We start from the raw sequence: 14,917 nt of genomic DNA on the forward strand, positions 1-14,917 counted from the left end.
CGGGTCACCTGCCCTCGTGCGTCGCGAGCACCGTGCCGATCGCGCCGACGAGTCGGCGCAGTTCGTCGTCGGTGGTGATGAACGGCGGGCTGATCTGCACCGTGTTGCCGCGCAGCGGGCGGGTGACGAAGCCGAGGTCCACGAGGTCGTCCGTGACCGCCTCCGCGCTGAGCTCGTCGACGAGGGCGACGCCGCCGAGCAGCCCGGCGACCCGGGTCTCGACGACGGACTCCCGCCCCTCCAGGTTTCGCAGCGCGTCGACGAGGACGCGTTCGAGCTCGGCGACGCGCGGCACCAGCTTCTCCTCGTCGAGGATGTCGAGATTGCGCAGGGCGACGGCGCACGCCGTGGCGTGCCCCGAGTAGGTGGCTCCGTGCCGGAACATCGGGGTGTCGTCGGCGTCGCGGTAGAACGGCTGCCAGATGTGCGGTGCCACGAGGACGCCGCCGAGCGGTGCGTAGCCGGAGGTGACTCCCTTGGCGAAGGTGACGAGGTCGGGGTCCAGGCCGTAGCGCTGGGTCGCGAACATGTGGCCCGTGCGGCCGAAGCCGGTGATGACCTCGTCGACGACCAGCAGGATGTCGTTCTCGCGGCAGATGCGTTGCAGGCCTTCGAGGTAGCCGGGAGCGGGCGGGATGACACCGCCGGTGCCCTGGACGGGTTCGGCGACGAGGGCTGCGATGTGCTCCGGGCCGATCTCCCGGACGGTGCGGTCGACGGCGTCGATGTCGTCCGTGGACACCCGCGCCGTCTCCGGGACGAGGGAGTCGGTGCCGTAGCCGGCGCGGTTGAAGTCGAGACCCGCGATGCTCGTGCCGTAGGCGTGCAGGCCGTGGTAGGCGAACTCGCGACTGAGGATCACTGTCTTGCTCGTGCGGCCCGCGCGCTGCCAGTGCCTGCGCGCGAGCTTGCAGGCGACGTCGATGGCGTCGCTGCCACCGCTGTTGAGGATGACCTTGGGGTCGTCGACGGGTGACATGGCGGCGAGGCGTTCACCGAGGGCGACCGCGCGGTCGTTCAGGTAGCGGCCGAAGACGTGGTACGTCTCCAGGCGACGCATCTGGTCGTGCGCGGCGTCGGCGAGTTCGGGGCGGGCGTGCCCGACGTTGGCGTGCCACAGTCCGGCCGTGCCGTCGAAGAGGCGGCGGCCGTCGGTGCTGAACAGGTAGCAGCCTTCGGCGCGTTCGATGGTCAGCTGCCGTCCGAGGACGGACGGGAGGTGGGCCTGCGCGCTCCACAGGGCGGGTCCGGTCAAGACGGGCGAATTCTCCTGGGGCATGAGGATCTCCGTTTGCGGGGAGCGGGGGTGGGATCGTGCGCCGGGACCGTACGAGGGTGCGGGTGGCGCCCAGGGTGATCATCCGGGCGTGGAGGTGCCCGCGAGTGCGGGGCGCATCGGACAGGGAGTCACGTGGGGGGGGACGACGGGCCGGGAGCGGTCGATGCAGTGCGCAACTGTAGAGCAGTTCTACTGTTCGGCACCAGAGGTTCCCGGGTGGCTACGATGACGCCATGACGGCACTCGAAGGCCTGGTGGCCCAGCGGACCACGACCGCGCAGCAGATCGCCGACGGTCTGTCGGAGCGGATTCTCGGCGGGGCCTTCCGTCCGGGCGAGCGGCTGCGCGAGAGCGCCATCGCGGCCGAACTGGGCATTGCCCGCAACACGGTTCGGGAGGCGGTGCGGCTGCTGGAGCACGGCGGGCTGATCCGCTTCCAGGCCAACCGCGGCGCCGTGGTCATCTCCCCCACGCCGGAGAGCGTGGCCGAGTTGTACGCCGCGCGCGAGCACTTGGAGGCGGCGGCGCTCGCGGCGCCCCTCGACACGGACCGACTGGCGGTGGTCGAGGCGGCGTACGCGCATCTGGTCGCGGTGACGCAGTCACGCAGCCGCTCCGACATCGTGGCGGCGGACCTCGCGTTCCACGGCGCCGTCGTGGGGACGCTGGGCAACGCGCGCATCGACGTGTTCTACGCGGGGCTCACGCGTGAACTGCGGTTCTATCTCATGGCATTGTCCGCCCACGAGCGCGAGAACGAGAACCCGCGCAGGCTCGTGGGCGAGCACGAACCGCTGATGGCCGCGATCCGTGCGGGGGACGCCGCGCGGGCGCAGCGGGAGGCCCGGCATCACGTCGCGTCGAACGCGGCGCGGGTGCAGGAGATCCTGGCGGCCCGCGGCGACGGGTGAGACACCCCGCCCCCTTACGGCGTCAGCCGCCCCCGCTCCCCGCCCGTGGACTCCCGTACCTCCAGCCAGTGCGGGGCCATGTGCAGCTCGAACGGCGGGGGCTCCTCGGCGCGGATCCGGTCGGCCAGGCACTTCACGGCCAGGGAGGCGATGGCGGCCTTGTCGGGGACGACCGAGGTCAGGGACGGTGTCGCGTAGCGGGCCTCCTCCGAGCCGTCGACGCCGACGAGGGCCACGTCGCCGGGGATCGTGAGGTCCGCCTCGTGCAGGGCGCGGCGGGCGCCGACGGCGAGGAGGTCACTGAAGCAGAAGACGGCGTCGGGGCGCCGGTCCTCGGGGAGTTCGACGAGCGCGCGCATGGCCTGGAGGCCGTTGCGGCGGTCGAAGTCCGTGATCTGGGGTGCCAGGCGGGGGTCGTACGTCAACCCGGCTTCGTGGAGGGCCTGTTGGAAACCTTCCAGGCGCTGGCGGCTGGTAGCGGAGCCCGCCTTGTCGACGCCGATGGCGGCGATGCGGGTGCGGCCGAGGCCCGCGAGGTGGGCGGTCGCCTCGCGGGCGGCGGCCACGTTGTCGATGAGGACGTGGTCGGCGACCACGCGGTCGCCCTCGTAGCTGCGTTCGCCGAGGAGGACGAGGGGGAACTGGTCGGTGACAGGCGCGAGTTCGTCCGGGGAGACGCGCAGCGGGGAGAGGATGACACCGTCGAGGAGCGAGGCGCCGACGCCGGTCGCGAGGCGCAGCTCCTCTTTGGTGTCGCCGAGGGTCTCCTCGATGAGGACGGTGAACCCGAGGGCGGCGGCCTCCCGGCGCACATGGTGGGCCAGTTCCGCGAAGTAGGGCGTCGCGAGGTCGGGGACGGCGAGGGCGATCAGCCCGCTGCGTCCCGTGCGCAGTCTCCGAGCGGAGGGGTTCGGCCGGTAGCCCAGTTCGCGCACGGCGCTCATGACGCGCGTCCGTGTGGCCTCGGAGACCTTGGGCGCGTCGCGTACAACGTTGGACACCGTTTTGATCGACACCCCCGCGCGTTCGGCGACGTCCTTGAGTGTCACTGCTGCCACTGACCGGCTCCCCTCGCATTGCCTGCCCCGATTATGCACGTGCCAGCGGCTGTTGACAGCACCGGGAGCCGGTTTCGGTGATTGCGACCGGAGGGTTGACCTTGATGACACCCACTGGTTACAACGTTGGAACCCCACCCCTCCACGGAAGGCTCCCATGCCCGAACCCCGAAGCGGTCCGCGGCGCCGCCCCAGCCGCCGGGCCGTCCTGACCACGGCGGCCGCCGGTACCGGCGCCGCGCTGGCCGGCACGCTGTCCGGCTGTTCCACCGCGAGCGGCGGCACATCGCGCGGTGTCACCCTCAGGTTCTCCTGGTGGGGCAACGACGACCGTGCCGCGCGCACGGAGAAGGCGGTGCGCCTCTTCGAGAAGGAGCACCCCGGCGTCACCGTCCGCACGTCGAACGGCGAATTCGGCGCGTATTTGCAGAAGTTGGCGACGCAGGCCGCCGGTGGCGGCATCCCCGACGTGGTCCAGCTGGACTACCGGCAGGTGTCCCAGTACGCCGGTGGACACGCGCTGATGCCGCTGGACGCCGCCATCGGGCGCGGCACCATCGACACCTCCGACATGGACCACGACTTCCTGCGCACCGGCACGTACCGGGGCGGCCAGTACGCCCTGCCGATGGGGCGGGGCATCACCGGTTACGCCTACGACTCCGCGATGTTCGACAAGGCCGGGCTCCGGGCGCCCCGCCCGGACCGGACCTGGGAGGAGTGGGCGCGGGACAACAGACGCATCACCGAACTCGGCCTCAGGTCCCCCGACGGCCGTCCGGTGCGCGGCGCCAACGACGGCGGCGGAAACGAGGACATCTTCGAGGACTGGCTGCGCGGCCGCGGCGGCAGGCTGTACCGCAGCCAGAGGGAACTCGCCTTCACCGAGGACGACCTGACCGAGTTCTGGACGTTCTGCGACCGCCTGCGCAGAGCCGGAGCCGTCGCCGAGCCCAAGGACAGCGTGCAGGCCACCAACACCGAGATGTCCCCCATGGGCCGTCGTCTCGCGGCCTCCGACTTCACTTGGGACGCGCCGTTCCCCGGCTATGTCGACCTGCTGGGCGACCACGTCCACTACGCGCCCGTGCCCACGACCGACGGCAGGCGGGGCGCGTACTTCAAGCCGAGCATGCTCATCGGCATCGGCGCGCACTCCGCGCACCCCAAGGAGGCCGCCCAGTTGGTGGACTTCCTGCTCAACGACCCCAGGGCGGGCGACATCCTCGGGTTCTCCCGCTCCACGCCGCCCAACCGGACGATCGCCGCCCGCGTCGGCGGCACGCTCGAAGGCGCCGAGCTGGAGATCTTCCGGTACGCGCGGACGATGGAGGAGTACGGCCTCGACGCGCCGCCGACCGCTCCGCCACCCGGTGACCTGGCGATCCAGCCCGCCTTCAACCGTGTGTACCAGCGCGTGATGTACGGCAGGGCGACGCCCCGGCAGGCGGCCCGGGAACTCATCGGCGAGGCGAACAAGGAGCTGAGGTCATGAGCGCAGTCACCACCAGGGCGCCCGCTCCCGCGAGCCGTCCCGCCGAGCCGCCGCCGGACCGGCGCCGCCGCCCGCGCGAACAGCAATGGCCCGCCTACGTGTTCCTGTCGCCGTGGATGATCGGCGCGGTCGTGCTGACCCTCGTACCGATGGCGGTGTCGCTGTACCTGTCCTTCACGGACTACAACCTGTTCGACCCGCCGAAGTGGATCGGGCTGCGCAATTACGTCGACATGCTCACCGACGACCCGCGTTACTGGCGGTCGGTGGGGACGACGATGCTGTACGTCGTCGTGGCGGTGCCGCTGAAGCTGGGGCTCGCGCTGGGCGCGGCGATGCTGCTGAAGAACCTCGGCCGGGGCCGGGCCTTCTACCGTTCCGCCTTCTACGCGCCGTCACTGCTCGGCGCGAGCATGTCCATCGCGCTGGTGTGGCGGGCGCTGTTCAACGACGGCGGCACCGTCGCCGGAGCCCTCGGCTCCATCGGCATCCACACGGGCGGCTGGGTCGGCAACGCGGATCTCGCGGTGTTCGTGATCGTGCTGCTGACGGTGTGGCAGTTCGGCGCGCCCATGGTGATCTTCCTGGCGGGACTGCAACAGATCTCGCCGGACCTGTACGAGGCGGCGGCGCTCGACGGGGCGGGCCGCTGGCGGCAGTTCGTGTCGGTGACCGTGCCGATGCTGTCCCCGGTCGTCTTCTTCAACCTGGTCCTGGAAGTCATCAACTCCTTCCAGGTGTTCACCCCGGCCTACGCCGTCAGCGGCGGCGAGGGCGGTCCCGCCGACTCCACGCTGTTCTACACGCTGTACCTGTACGAACGCGGCTTCACCGCCTCCCACATGGGCTACGCCTCCGCGATGGCCTGGCTGCTGCTGATCGCGGTCGGCGTGATCACCCTGATCCTGTTCCGCACGTCCCGGTCCTGGGTCTTCTACGCGGACGACACTGAAGGGGCAGCCCGATGAACCTCGCCGCGAAGCGGTGGATACCGCACACGATCGCCGCCGTGGGTCTGCTGGTCCTGCTGTATCCGCTGGCCTGGCTGCTCGCGACGTCGCTGAAGCCCGCCGACGAGGTCATCGCCAGCCTGCACCTGTGGCCGAGCCGGCTGGAGTGGTCGAACTACACGACGGCGCTGGACGGGGTGTCGGGTGTACCGGTGAGCCGGCTGCTCGGCAACACGCTGCTGATCTCCGGGGGCGCCGTCGTCGGCAACGTGCTGTCGTGCTCGCTGGCCGCGTACGCCTTCGCGCGGCTGCGGTTCCGGATGCGCGGGCCGATGTTCGGCTTCATGGTGGCGACGCTGATGCTGCCGCACCACGTCGTGCTGATCCCGCAGTACATCATCTTCAACCGGCTCGGCCTGGTGGACACGTTCTGGCCGCTGATCCTGCCGAAGTTCCTGGCCACCGAGGCGTTCTTCGTGTTCCTGATCGTGCAGTTCATGCGCGGGCTGCCGAGGGAGCTGGAGGAGTCGGCGCGGATCGACGGCTGCGGACCGTTCCGCACGTACTGGGCGATCACGCTGCCGTTGAGCCGTCCGGCGCTGATCACGACGGCCATCTTCACGTTCATCTGGACGTGGAACGACTTCTTCACGCAGATGATCTATCTGTTCGCGCCGGAGAAGTTCACCATCACGCTCGCCCTGCGCAGCTTCGTCGACCAGGGCAGCACGTCCGCGTACGGGCCGATGTTCGCGATGTCGGTGATCTCGGTCCTGCCGATCGTGCTGTTCTTCTTCGTCTTCCAGCGCTACCTCGTGCAGGGAATGGCCACGTCCGGGCTGAAGGGCTGAGCCGCCATGACCCACACACCCACCGCACCCCGCCCCGCGCGGGCCGAGCGCCGTGAGCCCGGCGAGGTGTTCGGCGGCGGCTTCACCCTGTTCGCCGACGTGCTGCTCGTCGGCCTGCTGACTGCCGTCGCCTGTCTCCCGGTGGTCACGGCACCGGCCGCCTTCGCGGCGGCGTCGGCGGTCCTGCGCGGCACACTGCGCGGCGGCGGGCACGTCGGACTCCGCACGTACGCCGGTGAGTTGCGGGCACGGGTGACCGGGCGGGCGCTGCTGGGCGGGCTGGTGCCGCCGGTGCTCGCGCTCGTCGTCCTGCTCGACACCGCCCTGCTCGGATCCGGGCTGCCGGGAGCCGCGGTGCTGACGCCCGCCCTGTTCCTGCTCGTACTGGGCGCCGCCGTCGCCGGGCTGCGGGCCACGGCGCTCGACGGTCCGCGGCGGCTAACGGCGCGCGCGGGCCTCGAGCGCTCGCTCGCCGATCCGCGCGGCAGCCTGCTGCTGGCGGGCGCCGTGCTCCTCGCGGCGCTGCTCGCGTGGGCGATGCCGGTCCTGGTCCCGCTGCTGCCCGGACCGCTTGCGTTCGCCGCCACGGCCGTCGACCTGCGCTCCCCCGCTCCCTGACACCCCGCTTCCCGCCCTCAACGGCGCACCACACCAACGGAGTTCTCCTTGTCTCACACCCATCTCGACGTCGAGGGCCACCCCCGGCCGCAGCTCGTCCGGGACCCCGCCTGGCGCGACCTCGGCGGGACGTGGCGGTTCACCCACGACGACGCCGACCGCGGCCGTACGGAGCGCTGGATGGATCCGGACGTCACCGCGCCGTTCACCGGCGACGTGACCGTGCCCTACCCGCCGGAGTCCGCTGCGTCCGGGGTGCACGACACGGGCTTCCACCCGGTGCTCTGGTACCGCCGCACCGTCGACGCCGCCCGGCCCGCCGCGGGCCGCCGCCTGCTGCTGCACTTCGGCGCCGTCGACCACCGGGCGGAGGTCTGGGTCAACGGGCGCCCGGTCGGCCGCCACGAGGGCGGCCACACCGGGTTCACCTGTGACATCACCGAGGCGGTCGACGGGGACGGCGAGCAGGTCGTCGTGGTGCGCGCGGAAGACCAGCCGCTCGACGTGACGCAGCCGCGCGGCAAGCAGGACTGGCGGCGCGACCCGCACGTCATCTGGTACCACCGCACGTCGGGGATCTGGCAGCCCGTGTGGCTGGAAGAGGTCCCCGAGCAGCACGTGACGACGCTGCACTGGACGCCCGACGTCGCGGGCGCCCGCGTACGCTGCCGGATCCGGCTCAGCCGGTGGCCGCAGGCGCCCGTGCACGTGTCGGTCCGGCTCACCCTGGGCGGTCGGGTCCTCGCCGACCAGCGCAGCCTCGCCGACGGGCAAGACACGACCTTCGACATCGCCGTCCCGGCGCTGCGGCACGCCCAGGACCTGGAGGACCTGCTGTGGACGCCGGAGCACCCGCACCTCGTGGACGCGTCGGTCGAGGTGACGGACGCGGCGGACGGCACACCCGTCGACCGTGTCGCGTCGTACCTCGGCCTGCGTGACATCGGCTGGGACGACGGCCTGTTCCTCCTCAACCACAAGCCGTACTTCCTGCGGCTGGCGCTCCAGCAGGGCTACTGGCCGGGCTCGCACCTCGCCGCGTCGGCGCACGAGCTGCGCAGGGAGGCGGAGCTCGCCAAGGAGATCGGCCTCAACGGGCTGCGCATCCACCAGAAGATCGAGGACCCGAGGTTCCTGTACTGGGCCGACCGGCTGGGTCTGGTGCTGTGGGAGGAGATGCCGTCCGCGTACGCGTTCGGTACGACCACCGTCGAGCGGATCACCGCCGAGTGGACGGCGGCCGTCTCACGGGACCTGAGCCACCCCAGCATCGTCGCCTGGATCCCCCTCAACGAGTCCTGGGGTGTGCCGAATCCGGCGCTGGTCCCGGAGCAGCGCCACTTCATGGACGCCCTGTACCACCTCACCAAGGCCCTCGACCCGTCGCGTCCCGCCGTCTCCAACGACGGCTGGGAGGTCTCCGCGGGTGACCTGTGGGGCGTGCACGATTACACGCAGTCCGCGGACGTGCTGCGCGAGCGCTACGGTCAACCGGCGCTGCGCCGCGACGAGTTCACCGAGCAGTGGCCCGGTGTGCGGCGCCTCACCCTCGACGGGGTGCGCCACACGGGGCAGCCGGTCGTGCTCAGCGAGTTCGGCGGCGCCACCTTCGAACCGGCCGAGGGCGCCGAGTGGTTCGGCTACGACACCGTGGCCACGGTGCGGGAGTTCGCCGAGCGGCTCGACTCGCTGGTGGGGGCGGCCGTCGACTCGGGGCTCGCCGGATTCTGCTACACGCAGTTCACCGACACCGAGCAGGAGGTCAATGGTCTGCTGACCGCGGACCGCGAACCCAAGCTGCCCGTACCCGAGCTCCGCGCGATCCTCACGCGCACCCGCGACTGAAACCCGCGACCGAAAGAGGCCCCGCACATGCCGCACCACCTTCCGGCGCTCCGCCGCCGCAGATTCCTGCAAGCCGCCGCCCTGACCGCCGCGACGAGCGCCTTGCCCGCCGTCACCGGAGCCGACGCTGCCCGCGCGGCGGCCGGTTCGGACACTCCCCCGGACGACACGGCGGCCACGTACCACCGGGTCCTGCTGCACCACACCCGCTGGTCGGAGACCCAATGGGACGGCTCGGCCGGTCACTACACCGCCAAGGACTTCGGTTTCGCCGTCGTCCTCGGCCACGCGGTGCTGCTGACGCGCGGTACGTACGACAGTGAGCGGGCCGGGGTGGACCGGGACACCCTCAAGGCGCGCACGCTCGCCACCATCCGGCACTTCGCGGCGTCGAACCGGCTCACGGGCGGCACCGAGTGGGGCCGCAAGCTGTTCTTCGACACCACCTTCCAGTCGTACTTCGTGCTGGCCGCGCGGCTCCTGTGGGACGACCTCGACGCGGCGACGCGCGACCGCGTCGACACCATCACCCGTGAACAGGCCGCGTACACCACGTCGTTGGGGACGGGTGACGACCCGGACTCCGGCGACTGGACGCCGAACGGCCTCAAGGGCGGTCATGTCGGTGACACCAAGCTGGAGGAGATGGGGCTGTACGCGCAGACCCTGGCGCCCGCTCTCGCCTGGGCCCCCGACGACCCGCGCCGCCCCGACTGGGAGGCCGGCTACGGCACCTGGTCGCGCAACGAGGCCGGGCTGCCGCCCGCCGACCTGGCCAACCCGGCGCTCGTGGACGGCGTCCGTGTCTCCCGCAACACCGCGCGGAACCTGTACGACACGTTCATCGTCGAGAACCACGGCTCCTTCGGCCCGCACTACCAGGAGGAGCTGTGGCGCACCTCCGGGCGGAACGCGGCACACTTCCTGGCGGCCGGGCGGCCGCTGCCCGAGGTGCTGACACGGCAGCCGAACGCCGCGCCGTTGTGGCGCACCCTCCTCGGTGTCATGAGCGACGCCGGTGAACCGCTGATGCCGATGGTCGCCGACCGCGAGCACCTGTACGGCCGTGATGTCGTCCCGCTCGCGTTCCTGGCGCAGGTGACGGGCGACCGGTCGGCGGCATGGGCCGAACGGGCCCTGGCCGAGCGGCTGGAGGCGTATCAGTCGTATCCGCCGCAGTACCGCCTCGCGAAGTTCTCGGGCGAGCCCAAGTACGAGCCGGAGGCCCGCGCCGAGCTGGCCATCAGCTATCTGCTGCACGAGTGGGCGGCCGAGCGGGGCGAGGAGCGGGTGCACCCGTACACGCGCCAGGAGGTGTTCGCGCGCGCCGCTGGTGTCACGGACTTCGGTGCCGGGCCGGGGCTCGTGTCGCACCAGACGCGGGCCGCGTGGGCGGGCGCCGTCAGCAAGCCCGGATTCGTGAAGTTCGCCTGGCAGCCGGGGCACGACGACTGGCTGTTCCGGCTGAGCGGCCCGACGCCGATGTTCCTGCCCTCCTCCGCGGGCACGGTCGAGGCGCGCTCGGTGCGGGTGTACGCCTCCGTGCGCGACGGCTTCGACGGCAGCGCGAGCGTGTTCCGACTCGGCGGCGGCTACGCGGGGTTCGCGACGCTGCCGACGGGTTCGGTCGTCTACGCGAGCACCGGAACCGGCGCGGGCGAGGGCCACCTGGAGGTGCACAACCTCACGATGCCGGGCATGGCGGGGCTCGACGGAGCCCGCACCTACCGGTTCGAGGAGGACAGCGTCTCCGTGCCCGCGCGGGACGACGCCCCCGAGCCGGGGGCGCGCGTCGACCAAGTCGACGTGCCACGTACCTCGGTGCGGCACATCCGGATGCTCGGGGTGCGCCCCGATCCCACGTACGGGTATTCGCTGTACGCCCTGGAGGTGCGGGACGGCGCCGACGGGGCGGATCTGGCGCGCGGTGGGACGGCGACCGCGTCGTCCAGCGACACGGGCAAGGGAGCCGGTCTCGCCGTGGACGGCGACCCGGGCACACGGTGGGCGGTGTCCCGCGCCGAACGGACGCGCGCCGACTCCTGGCTGGCGGTCGACCTCGGTGCCGCGCACGACATCGACCGGGTGACGCTGCGCTGGGAGGCAGCCGCCGGGCGCGCCTACCGCGTGCAGGGCTCGGCCGACGGCGAGCGGTGGGAGGACCTGGCCGTCTGGCCGAAGCCGGACGTGAGCAGCCGGGGCGGCTGGCTCGACATCGACGGGCGGGCCGGGCTCGTCGTGCGGGGCGGCGGGCATCCGATCGCGGTGTACGGCGACACGGTCGTGGCAGCGGACGGCCCGGCGGCGCCGGTCCTGGTGGAGGGTTACGCGGACACCTCGGCGGCCGCCCTGCGCGCCCTCGCCCGGAAGCCCGCGCCGACCGCCGCGTCGGACAGCATCCGCGTGGCGCTCACCGATGGCCACGTGGCCCTCTTCAACCTGTCGGGCGAACAGGTCGCCACCACGGTGGACGTGCCACTGTCCGGCGCGAGCCGTCCCGTCTTCGAAGGCGACCAGACCGTCACCGACGACGGCCTCGCGTACCGCGCCGAACTCGGCGCCGCGCAGGCGCTGTTGCTCCCGCCACGGTTCACACTGACGCCGCTCTCCGGCGACCGGCTGCCGAGCGGGCTGCGGGTACGGGTCGTGGACGGTGCCACCCTTCGCCTGTCCGGTGCGGCCTGCCGGGTCCGGGTGGCGGCGCAGGGCCGCGGCGCGGTGGCGACGGTAACGCGGGCGCGGGAGACGACGCTGCACCTCCACGGTGCGACCGCCTTCCCGGTGGACGACCTCGCGCTCGGCCGGACCGTCTTCCCGACGAGTCCGCTGCCCGAGGGCATGTCCGACCCGGCCGCCGCGGTGGACGGGGACCGGGCGACCTCGTGGCGTCCCGGGCCCGGCGGGCGCATGGTCGTCGACCTCGGCGCGCCGACGGCCGTCCGCACCGTGCAGGTCGCGTGGACGGTGGGTGGCGCGCCCGCCGCGGAGGTCGAGCTGAGTGTGGACGGCATCGAGTACCGGGGCGCGGGGCGCCTCGACGGGAAGGGGCCCGAGCGGACGCTCGGGCTCGGCCCCGCCGGCACCCGCGCTCGTTACGTCGCCGTCAGGGTGACCGGCGAGCGGGCCCCGGACGCGCGGCTGGTCCGGCTGTCCGTGCGCTGACCCGCGTACCGCCAACCCCGCGGGTGGCCGGCTCCGAGCCGGTCAGTCGCCCGCGGGGGCGGTGGTGGGGGTGTCCTGGGAGGGGGTGACCGGTGCCGTGCTCGGGCGGCGCCACGGGCCGCGGAAGAGCAGGGAGGCCGGGACGAACACGGCCATGCAGCAGGCCGAGACGATCAGCCAGGGGCGCCAGCCGCCGGACTCGACCACGCGCGGCACGGCGATGAGGACCACCACGGCCATCGCCTTGGTCAGGAACGTGAACACACCCCAGGCGGTGCCCTGCAGGCGCGGATCGACGTCCTCGGCGTTCTCCGAGAAGTTCGCCATCCACGGGCCGTAGGCGCAGCCCAGGACGCCGCCGAGGAGCGCGCCGGTGAGGGCGACGTGCAGGTGCGACACGTCGTCGCGGCCGACGAGGGACGCCAGGTACACGGTGAGGACGACCCCGGCCACGGTGCCGGCCACGCAGAACGGCTTGCGCAGTTGCAGGCGGTCGGAGAGCCGGCCGGACAGGACCAGGGTGAGGATGTTCAGGGTCCAGAACGCCGCCATGATCTGCGAGGCCCGCGCGGCCGTCAGGTCGAAGCTCTCGGCGAGCATCGTCTGCCCGTATACGTTGAGCGTCAGGTACAGCACCAGCCAGCACGCGATGCCCGTGACGTGTGCCCAGACGGCGCGGTGGCGGAACAGGTCGAGGACGCGGGGCGGCTTGGTGTGGTCGGCGCGCGCGAGGGTCTCCCGTTCGGACTGCACGATCCGGGCGCGCAGTTCGGGTGACAGATCCGCGATGTTGAAGGCGATCACCACGGACAGGACGAGGGACACCGACCCCATGATGACGAACTGCGAGCGCCACGAGTCGTCGAACAGCGGCAGCGTGAGGCTGGCGACCGTGGCGGCCAGGAAGCTCGCCCCGACCGGGCCCCACGTCCAGAACCCGAAGGCCTGCGCCCGTCCCATGCGCGGCGAGAAGTCCCGCACGAGCGGCGCGGTGCCCGCCATCGCCATGCCGTCGACGACCGACAGCACCGCCCTGACGGCGAGGAGTTGACCGGCCGAGTGGACGGTCGTCATGAGGAAGCAGCAGCCCGCCGTCAGCATCAGCAGCGGCACGATGAGCCGCACCCGGCCGACGGTGTCGGTGAGGCGCCCGCCGACCATCGACGCGATCGCTCCGGCGACGAGCGCGGTGGCGGAGACGGCCCCGTACGTCGTCAGCGACATGTCGAGGTCGTCGAGGAGCAGCGGCACGACCGGCGCGATCTGCCCCTCGTAGGAGGCGATGAGGACGGCGAGGACCGCCATCGACAGGATGCGCATCCGCTGCCGGGCGCTCGGGTAGTGGTCGAGTTCGCGCACGTGGAAGAGCCTCATTGCTCCACCCGCCTTCGGTCGTGGGGAGGGTTCCGGGCGCGGAGAGTTCCCGGGGGCCTCGCCCCCGTCACTCGCCGATGCCGCCGAGCCGTACGTGTCCCTTGATGAGGTTGCGGGCGATGGTGCGCTTCTGGATCTCGTCGGTGCCCTCGAAGATGCGCAGCAGGCGCAGCTCCCGGTACCAGCGTTCGATGGGGAGTTCCTTGGTGTAGCCCATGCCGCCGTGGATCTGGAGGATCCGGTCGACGACCTGGTTGGCCATCACCGCGCCGTTGAGCTTCGCGATGGACGAGGCGTGCCGGGCGTCCATGCCCTGCTGGGCGCGCCAGGCGGCGTACAGGGTGAGCCACTTCGCGGACTCGATCTCCACCTGCGAGTCGGCGATGTGCCACTGGATGGCCTGGTAGTCGGCGATGGGGCGGCCCATGGAGTGCCGCTGGCGGGCGTAGTCGACGCCCATCTGGAGCATGCGCTCGGCGGAGCCGATGGCGCGTGCCGGGATGAGGTAGCGGCCCTGGCCGATCCACTCCATGGCGAGCTGGAAGCCCTTGCCGACCTCGCCGAGGACATTGCGTGCGGGGACGCGGACCTCGTCGAAGACGAGGGAGGCGGGGCCCCACTGGCCCATCGTCTCGATCGGCTCGGACTTCCAGCCCATGTCGCGGTCGACGAGGAAGCAGGTGACACCGCCGTCGGCGCCCTTGTCGGGGTCGGTGACCGCGAACACCATCACGAAGTCGGCCTCGTTGCCGCCCGTGATGAACGTCTTCTCGCCGGTGATCAGCCAGTCGTCGCCGTCGCGCACGGCGCGGCTGCGGATGTTGCGGGCGTCGGAGCCCGCGCCGGGTTCGGTGATGGCGAAGCAGGAGCGGCGCTCCCCCTCGATGGTCGGCAGCAGGTACTGCCGCTTCTGCTCCTCGTCGCAGGCGTAGAGGATGTTGTCGGCGCCGCCGCCGAAGGAGAAGGGGACGAAGGTCCGGCCGGTCTCCATCGCGATGATCGCGGACATCACGGCGCCGAGGTTCATCCCGCCGTACTCCTCCGGGGTGTTCACGCCCCAGAAGCCGGCGGTGCGCGCCTTGGCCCGCAGTTCGGTGATGACCGAGGCGTCGACGCCGGGCTGCCCGGCCCGCTCGTTGCGGAGCACGTCCTGCTCCAGCGGCATCACTTCCTTGGTGATGAACGCGCGCACCGTGTCCCGGATCTGGCGTTCCTCGGTGGACAGCGAGAAGTCGACCATGGCAGAGCTCCCCTTACTCCCGGAAGGCGGCACGGCCCGGGAATCCTGGAACGGGAATCTAGGAACGCATTCAAGTTGCCCGCGGCCGGGCGGCGGGTCAAGAGGTCGGCAAAGACTTCAACCGGGCTTCTGGC

Annotated in this window: 11 protein-coding genes; 7 read left to right on the forward strand and 4 right to left on the reverse strand. The window is 71.8% G+C overall.

Going from position 1 to position 14,917, the window contains the following annotated elements:
* Window positions 1-4: 4 nt before the first annotated feature.
* A complete protein-coding gene (locus ACYBSK_RS19495; protein ID WP_460242635.1) occupies window positions 5-1,255 on the reverse strand; it encodes an aminotransferase family protein in 1,251 nt (416 codons plus the stop codon).
* Between the two features lie 257 nt (window positions 1,256-1,512).
* On the opposite strand from ACYBSK_RS19495, the gene ACYBSK_RS19500 reads away from it, so the two are divergent.
* On the forward strand, window positions 1,513-2,190 hold the full coding sequence (locus tag ACYBSK_RS19500) for a GntR family transcriptional regulator (RefSeq protein ID WP_460242636.1): 678 nt from the start codon (window positions 1,513-1,515) through the stop codon (window positions 2,188-2,190).
* Between the two features lie 14 nt (window positions 2,191-2,204).
* Here ACYBSK_RS19500 and ACYBSK_RS19505 read toward each other — a convergent pair whose 3' ends face one another.
* A complete protein-coding gene (locus ACYBSK_RS19505; protein ID WP_460242637.1) occupies window positions 2,205-3,248 on the reverse strand; it encodes a LacI family DNA-binding transcriptional regulator in 1,044 nt (347 codons plus the stop codon).
* 157 nt (window positions 3,249-3,405) lie between these two features.
* Between ACYBSK_RS19505 and ACYBSK_RS19510 the strand changes: the two genes are divergently transcribed.
* From ACYBSK_RS19510 to ACYBSK_RS19535, 6 genes are read left to right on the forward strand one after another with little or no spacing between them, the layout of a single operon-like run.
* Complete coding sequence (locus ACYBSK_RS19510) at window positions 3,406-4,743, forward strand: ABC transporter substrate-binding protein (RefSeq protein ID WP_460242638.1); 1,338 nt, start codon at window positions 3,406-3,408, stop codon at window positions 4,741-4,743.
* The gene (locus ACYBSK_RS19515) at window positions 4,740-5,711 is read left to right on the forward strand and encodes a carbohydrate ABC transporter permease (RefSeq protein WP_460242639.1); all 972 of its coding nucleotides are present in this window, start codon (window positions 4,740-4,742) and stop codon (window positions 5,709-5,711) included. Before ACYBSK_RS19510 ends, ACYBSK_RS19515 begins: the two co-directional genes overlap by 4 nt.
* Window positions 5,708-6,544, forward strand: a complete 837-nt coding sequence (locus ACYBSK_RS19520; protein WP_460242640.1) for a carbohydrate ABC transporter permease — start codon at window positions 5,708-5,710, stop codon at window positions 6,542-6,544. Before ACYBSK_RS19515 ends, ACYBSK_RS19520 begins: the two co-directional genes overlap by 4 nt.
* Before the next feature lie 6 nt (window positions 6,545-6,550).
* Entirely contained in the window at window positions 6,551-7,162 is a 612-nt protein-coding gene (locus tag ACYBSK_RS19525) for a hypothetical protein (RefSeq protein WP_460242641.1), read from the forward strand.
* 48 nt (window positions 7,163-7,210) lie between these two features.
* Complete coding sequence (locus tag ACYBSK_RS19530; RefSeq protein WP_460242643.1) at window positions 7,211-9,007, forward strand: sugar-binding domain-containing protein; 1,797 nt, start codon at window positions 7,211-7,213, stop codon at window positions 9,005-9,007.
* Window positions 9,008-9,034: 27 nt separating this feature from the next.
* A complete protein-coding gene (locus tag ACYBSK_RS19535) occupies window positions 9,035-12,169 on the forward strand; it encodes a discoidin domain-containing protein (protein WP_460242644.1) in 3,135 nt (1,044 codons plus the stop codon).
* Between the two features lie 42 nt (window positions 12,170-12,211).
* Here ACYBSK_RS19535 and ACYBSK_RS19540 read toward each other — a convergent pair whose 3' ends face one another.
* Window positions 12,212-13,543 carry an MFS transporter gene (locus ACYBSK_RS19540; RefSeq protein ID WP_460242645.1) on the reverse strand — a complete coding sequence of 444 codons (1,332 nt, stop codon included), beginning with the start codon at window positions 13,541-13,543 and terminating at the stop codon, window positions 12,212-12,214.
* A 67-nt stretch (window positions 13,544-13,610) separates the two neighbouring features.
* Window positions 13,611-14,783 carry an acyl-CoA dehydrogenase family protein gene (locus ACYBSK_RS19545; RefSeq protein ID WP_460242646.1) on the reverse strand — a complete coding sequence of 391 codons (1,173 nt, stop codon included), beginning with the start codon at window positions 14,781-14,783 and terminating at the stop codon, window positions 13,611-13,613.
* Between the last annotated feature and the right edge of the window lie 134 nt (window positions 14,784-14,917).

The sequence above is a fragment of the Streptomyces sp. BYX5S genome, assembly GCF_054724165.1.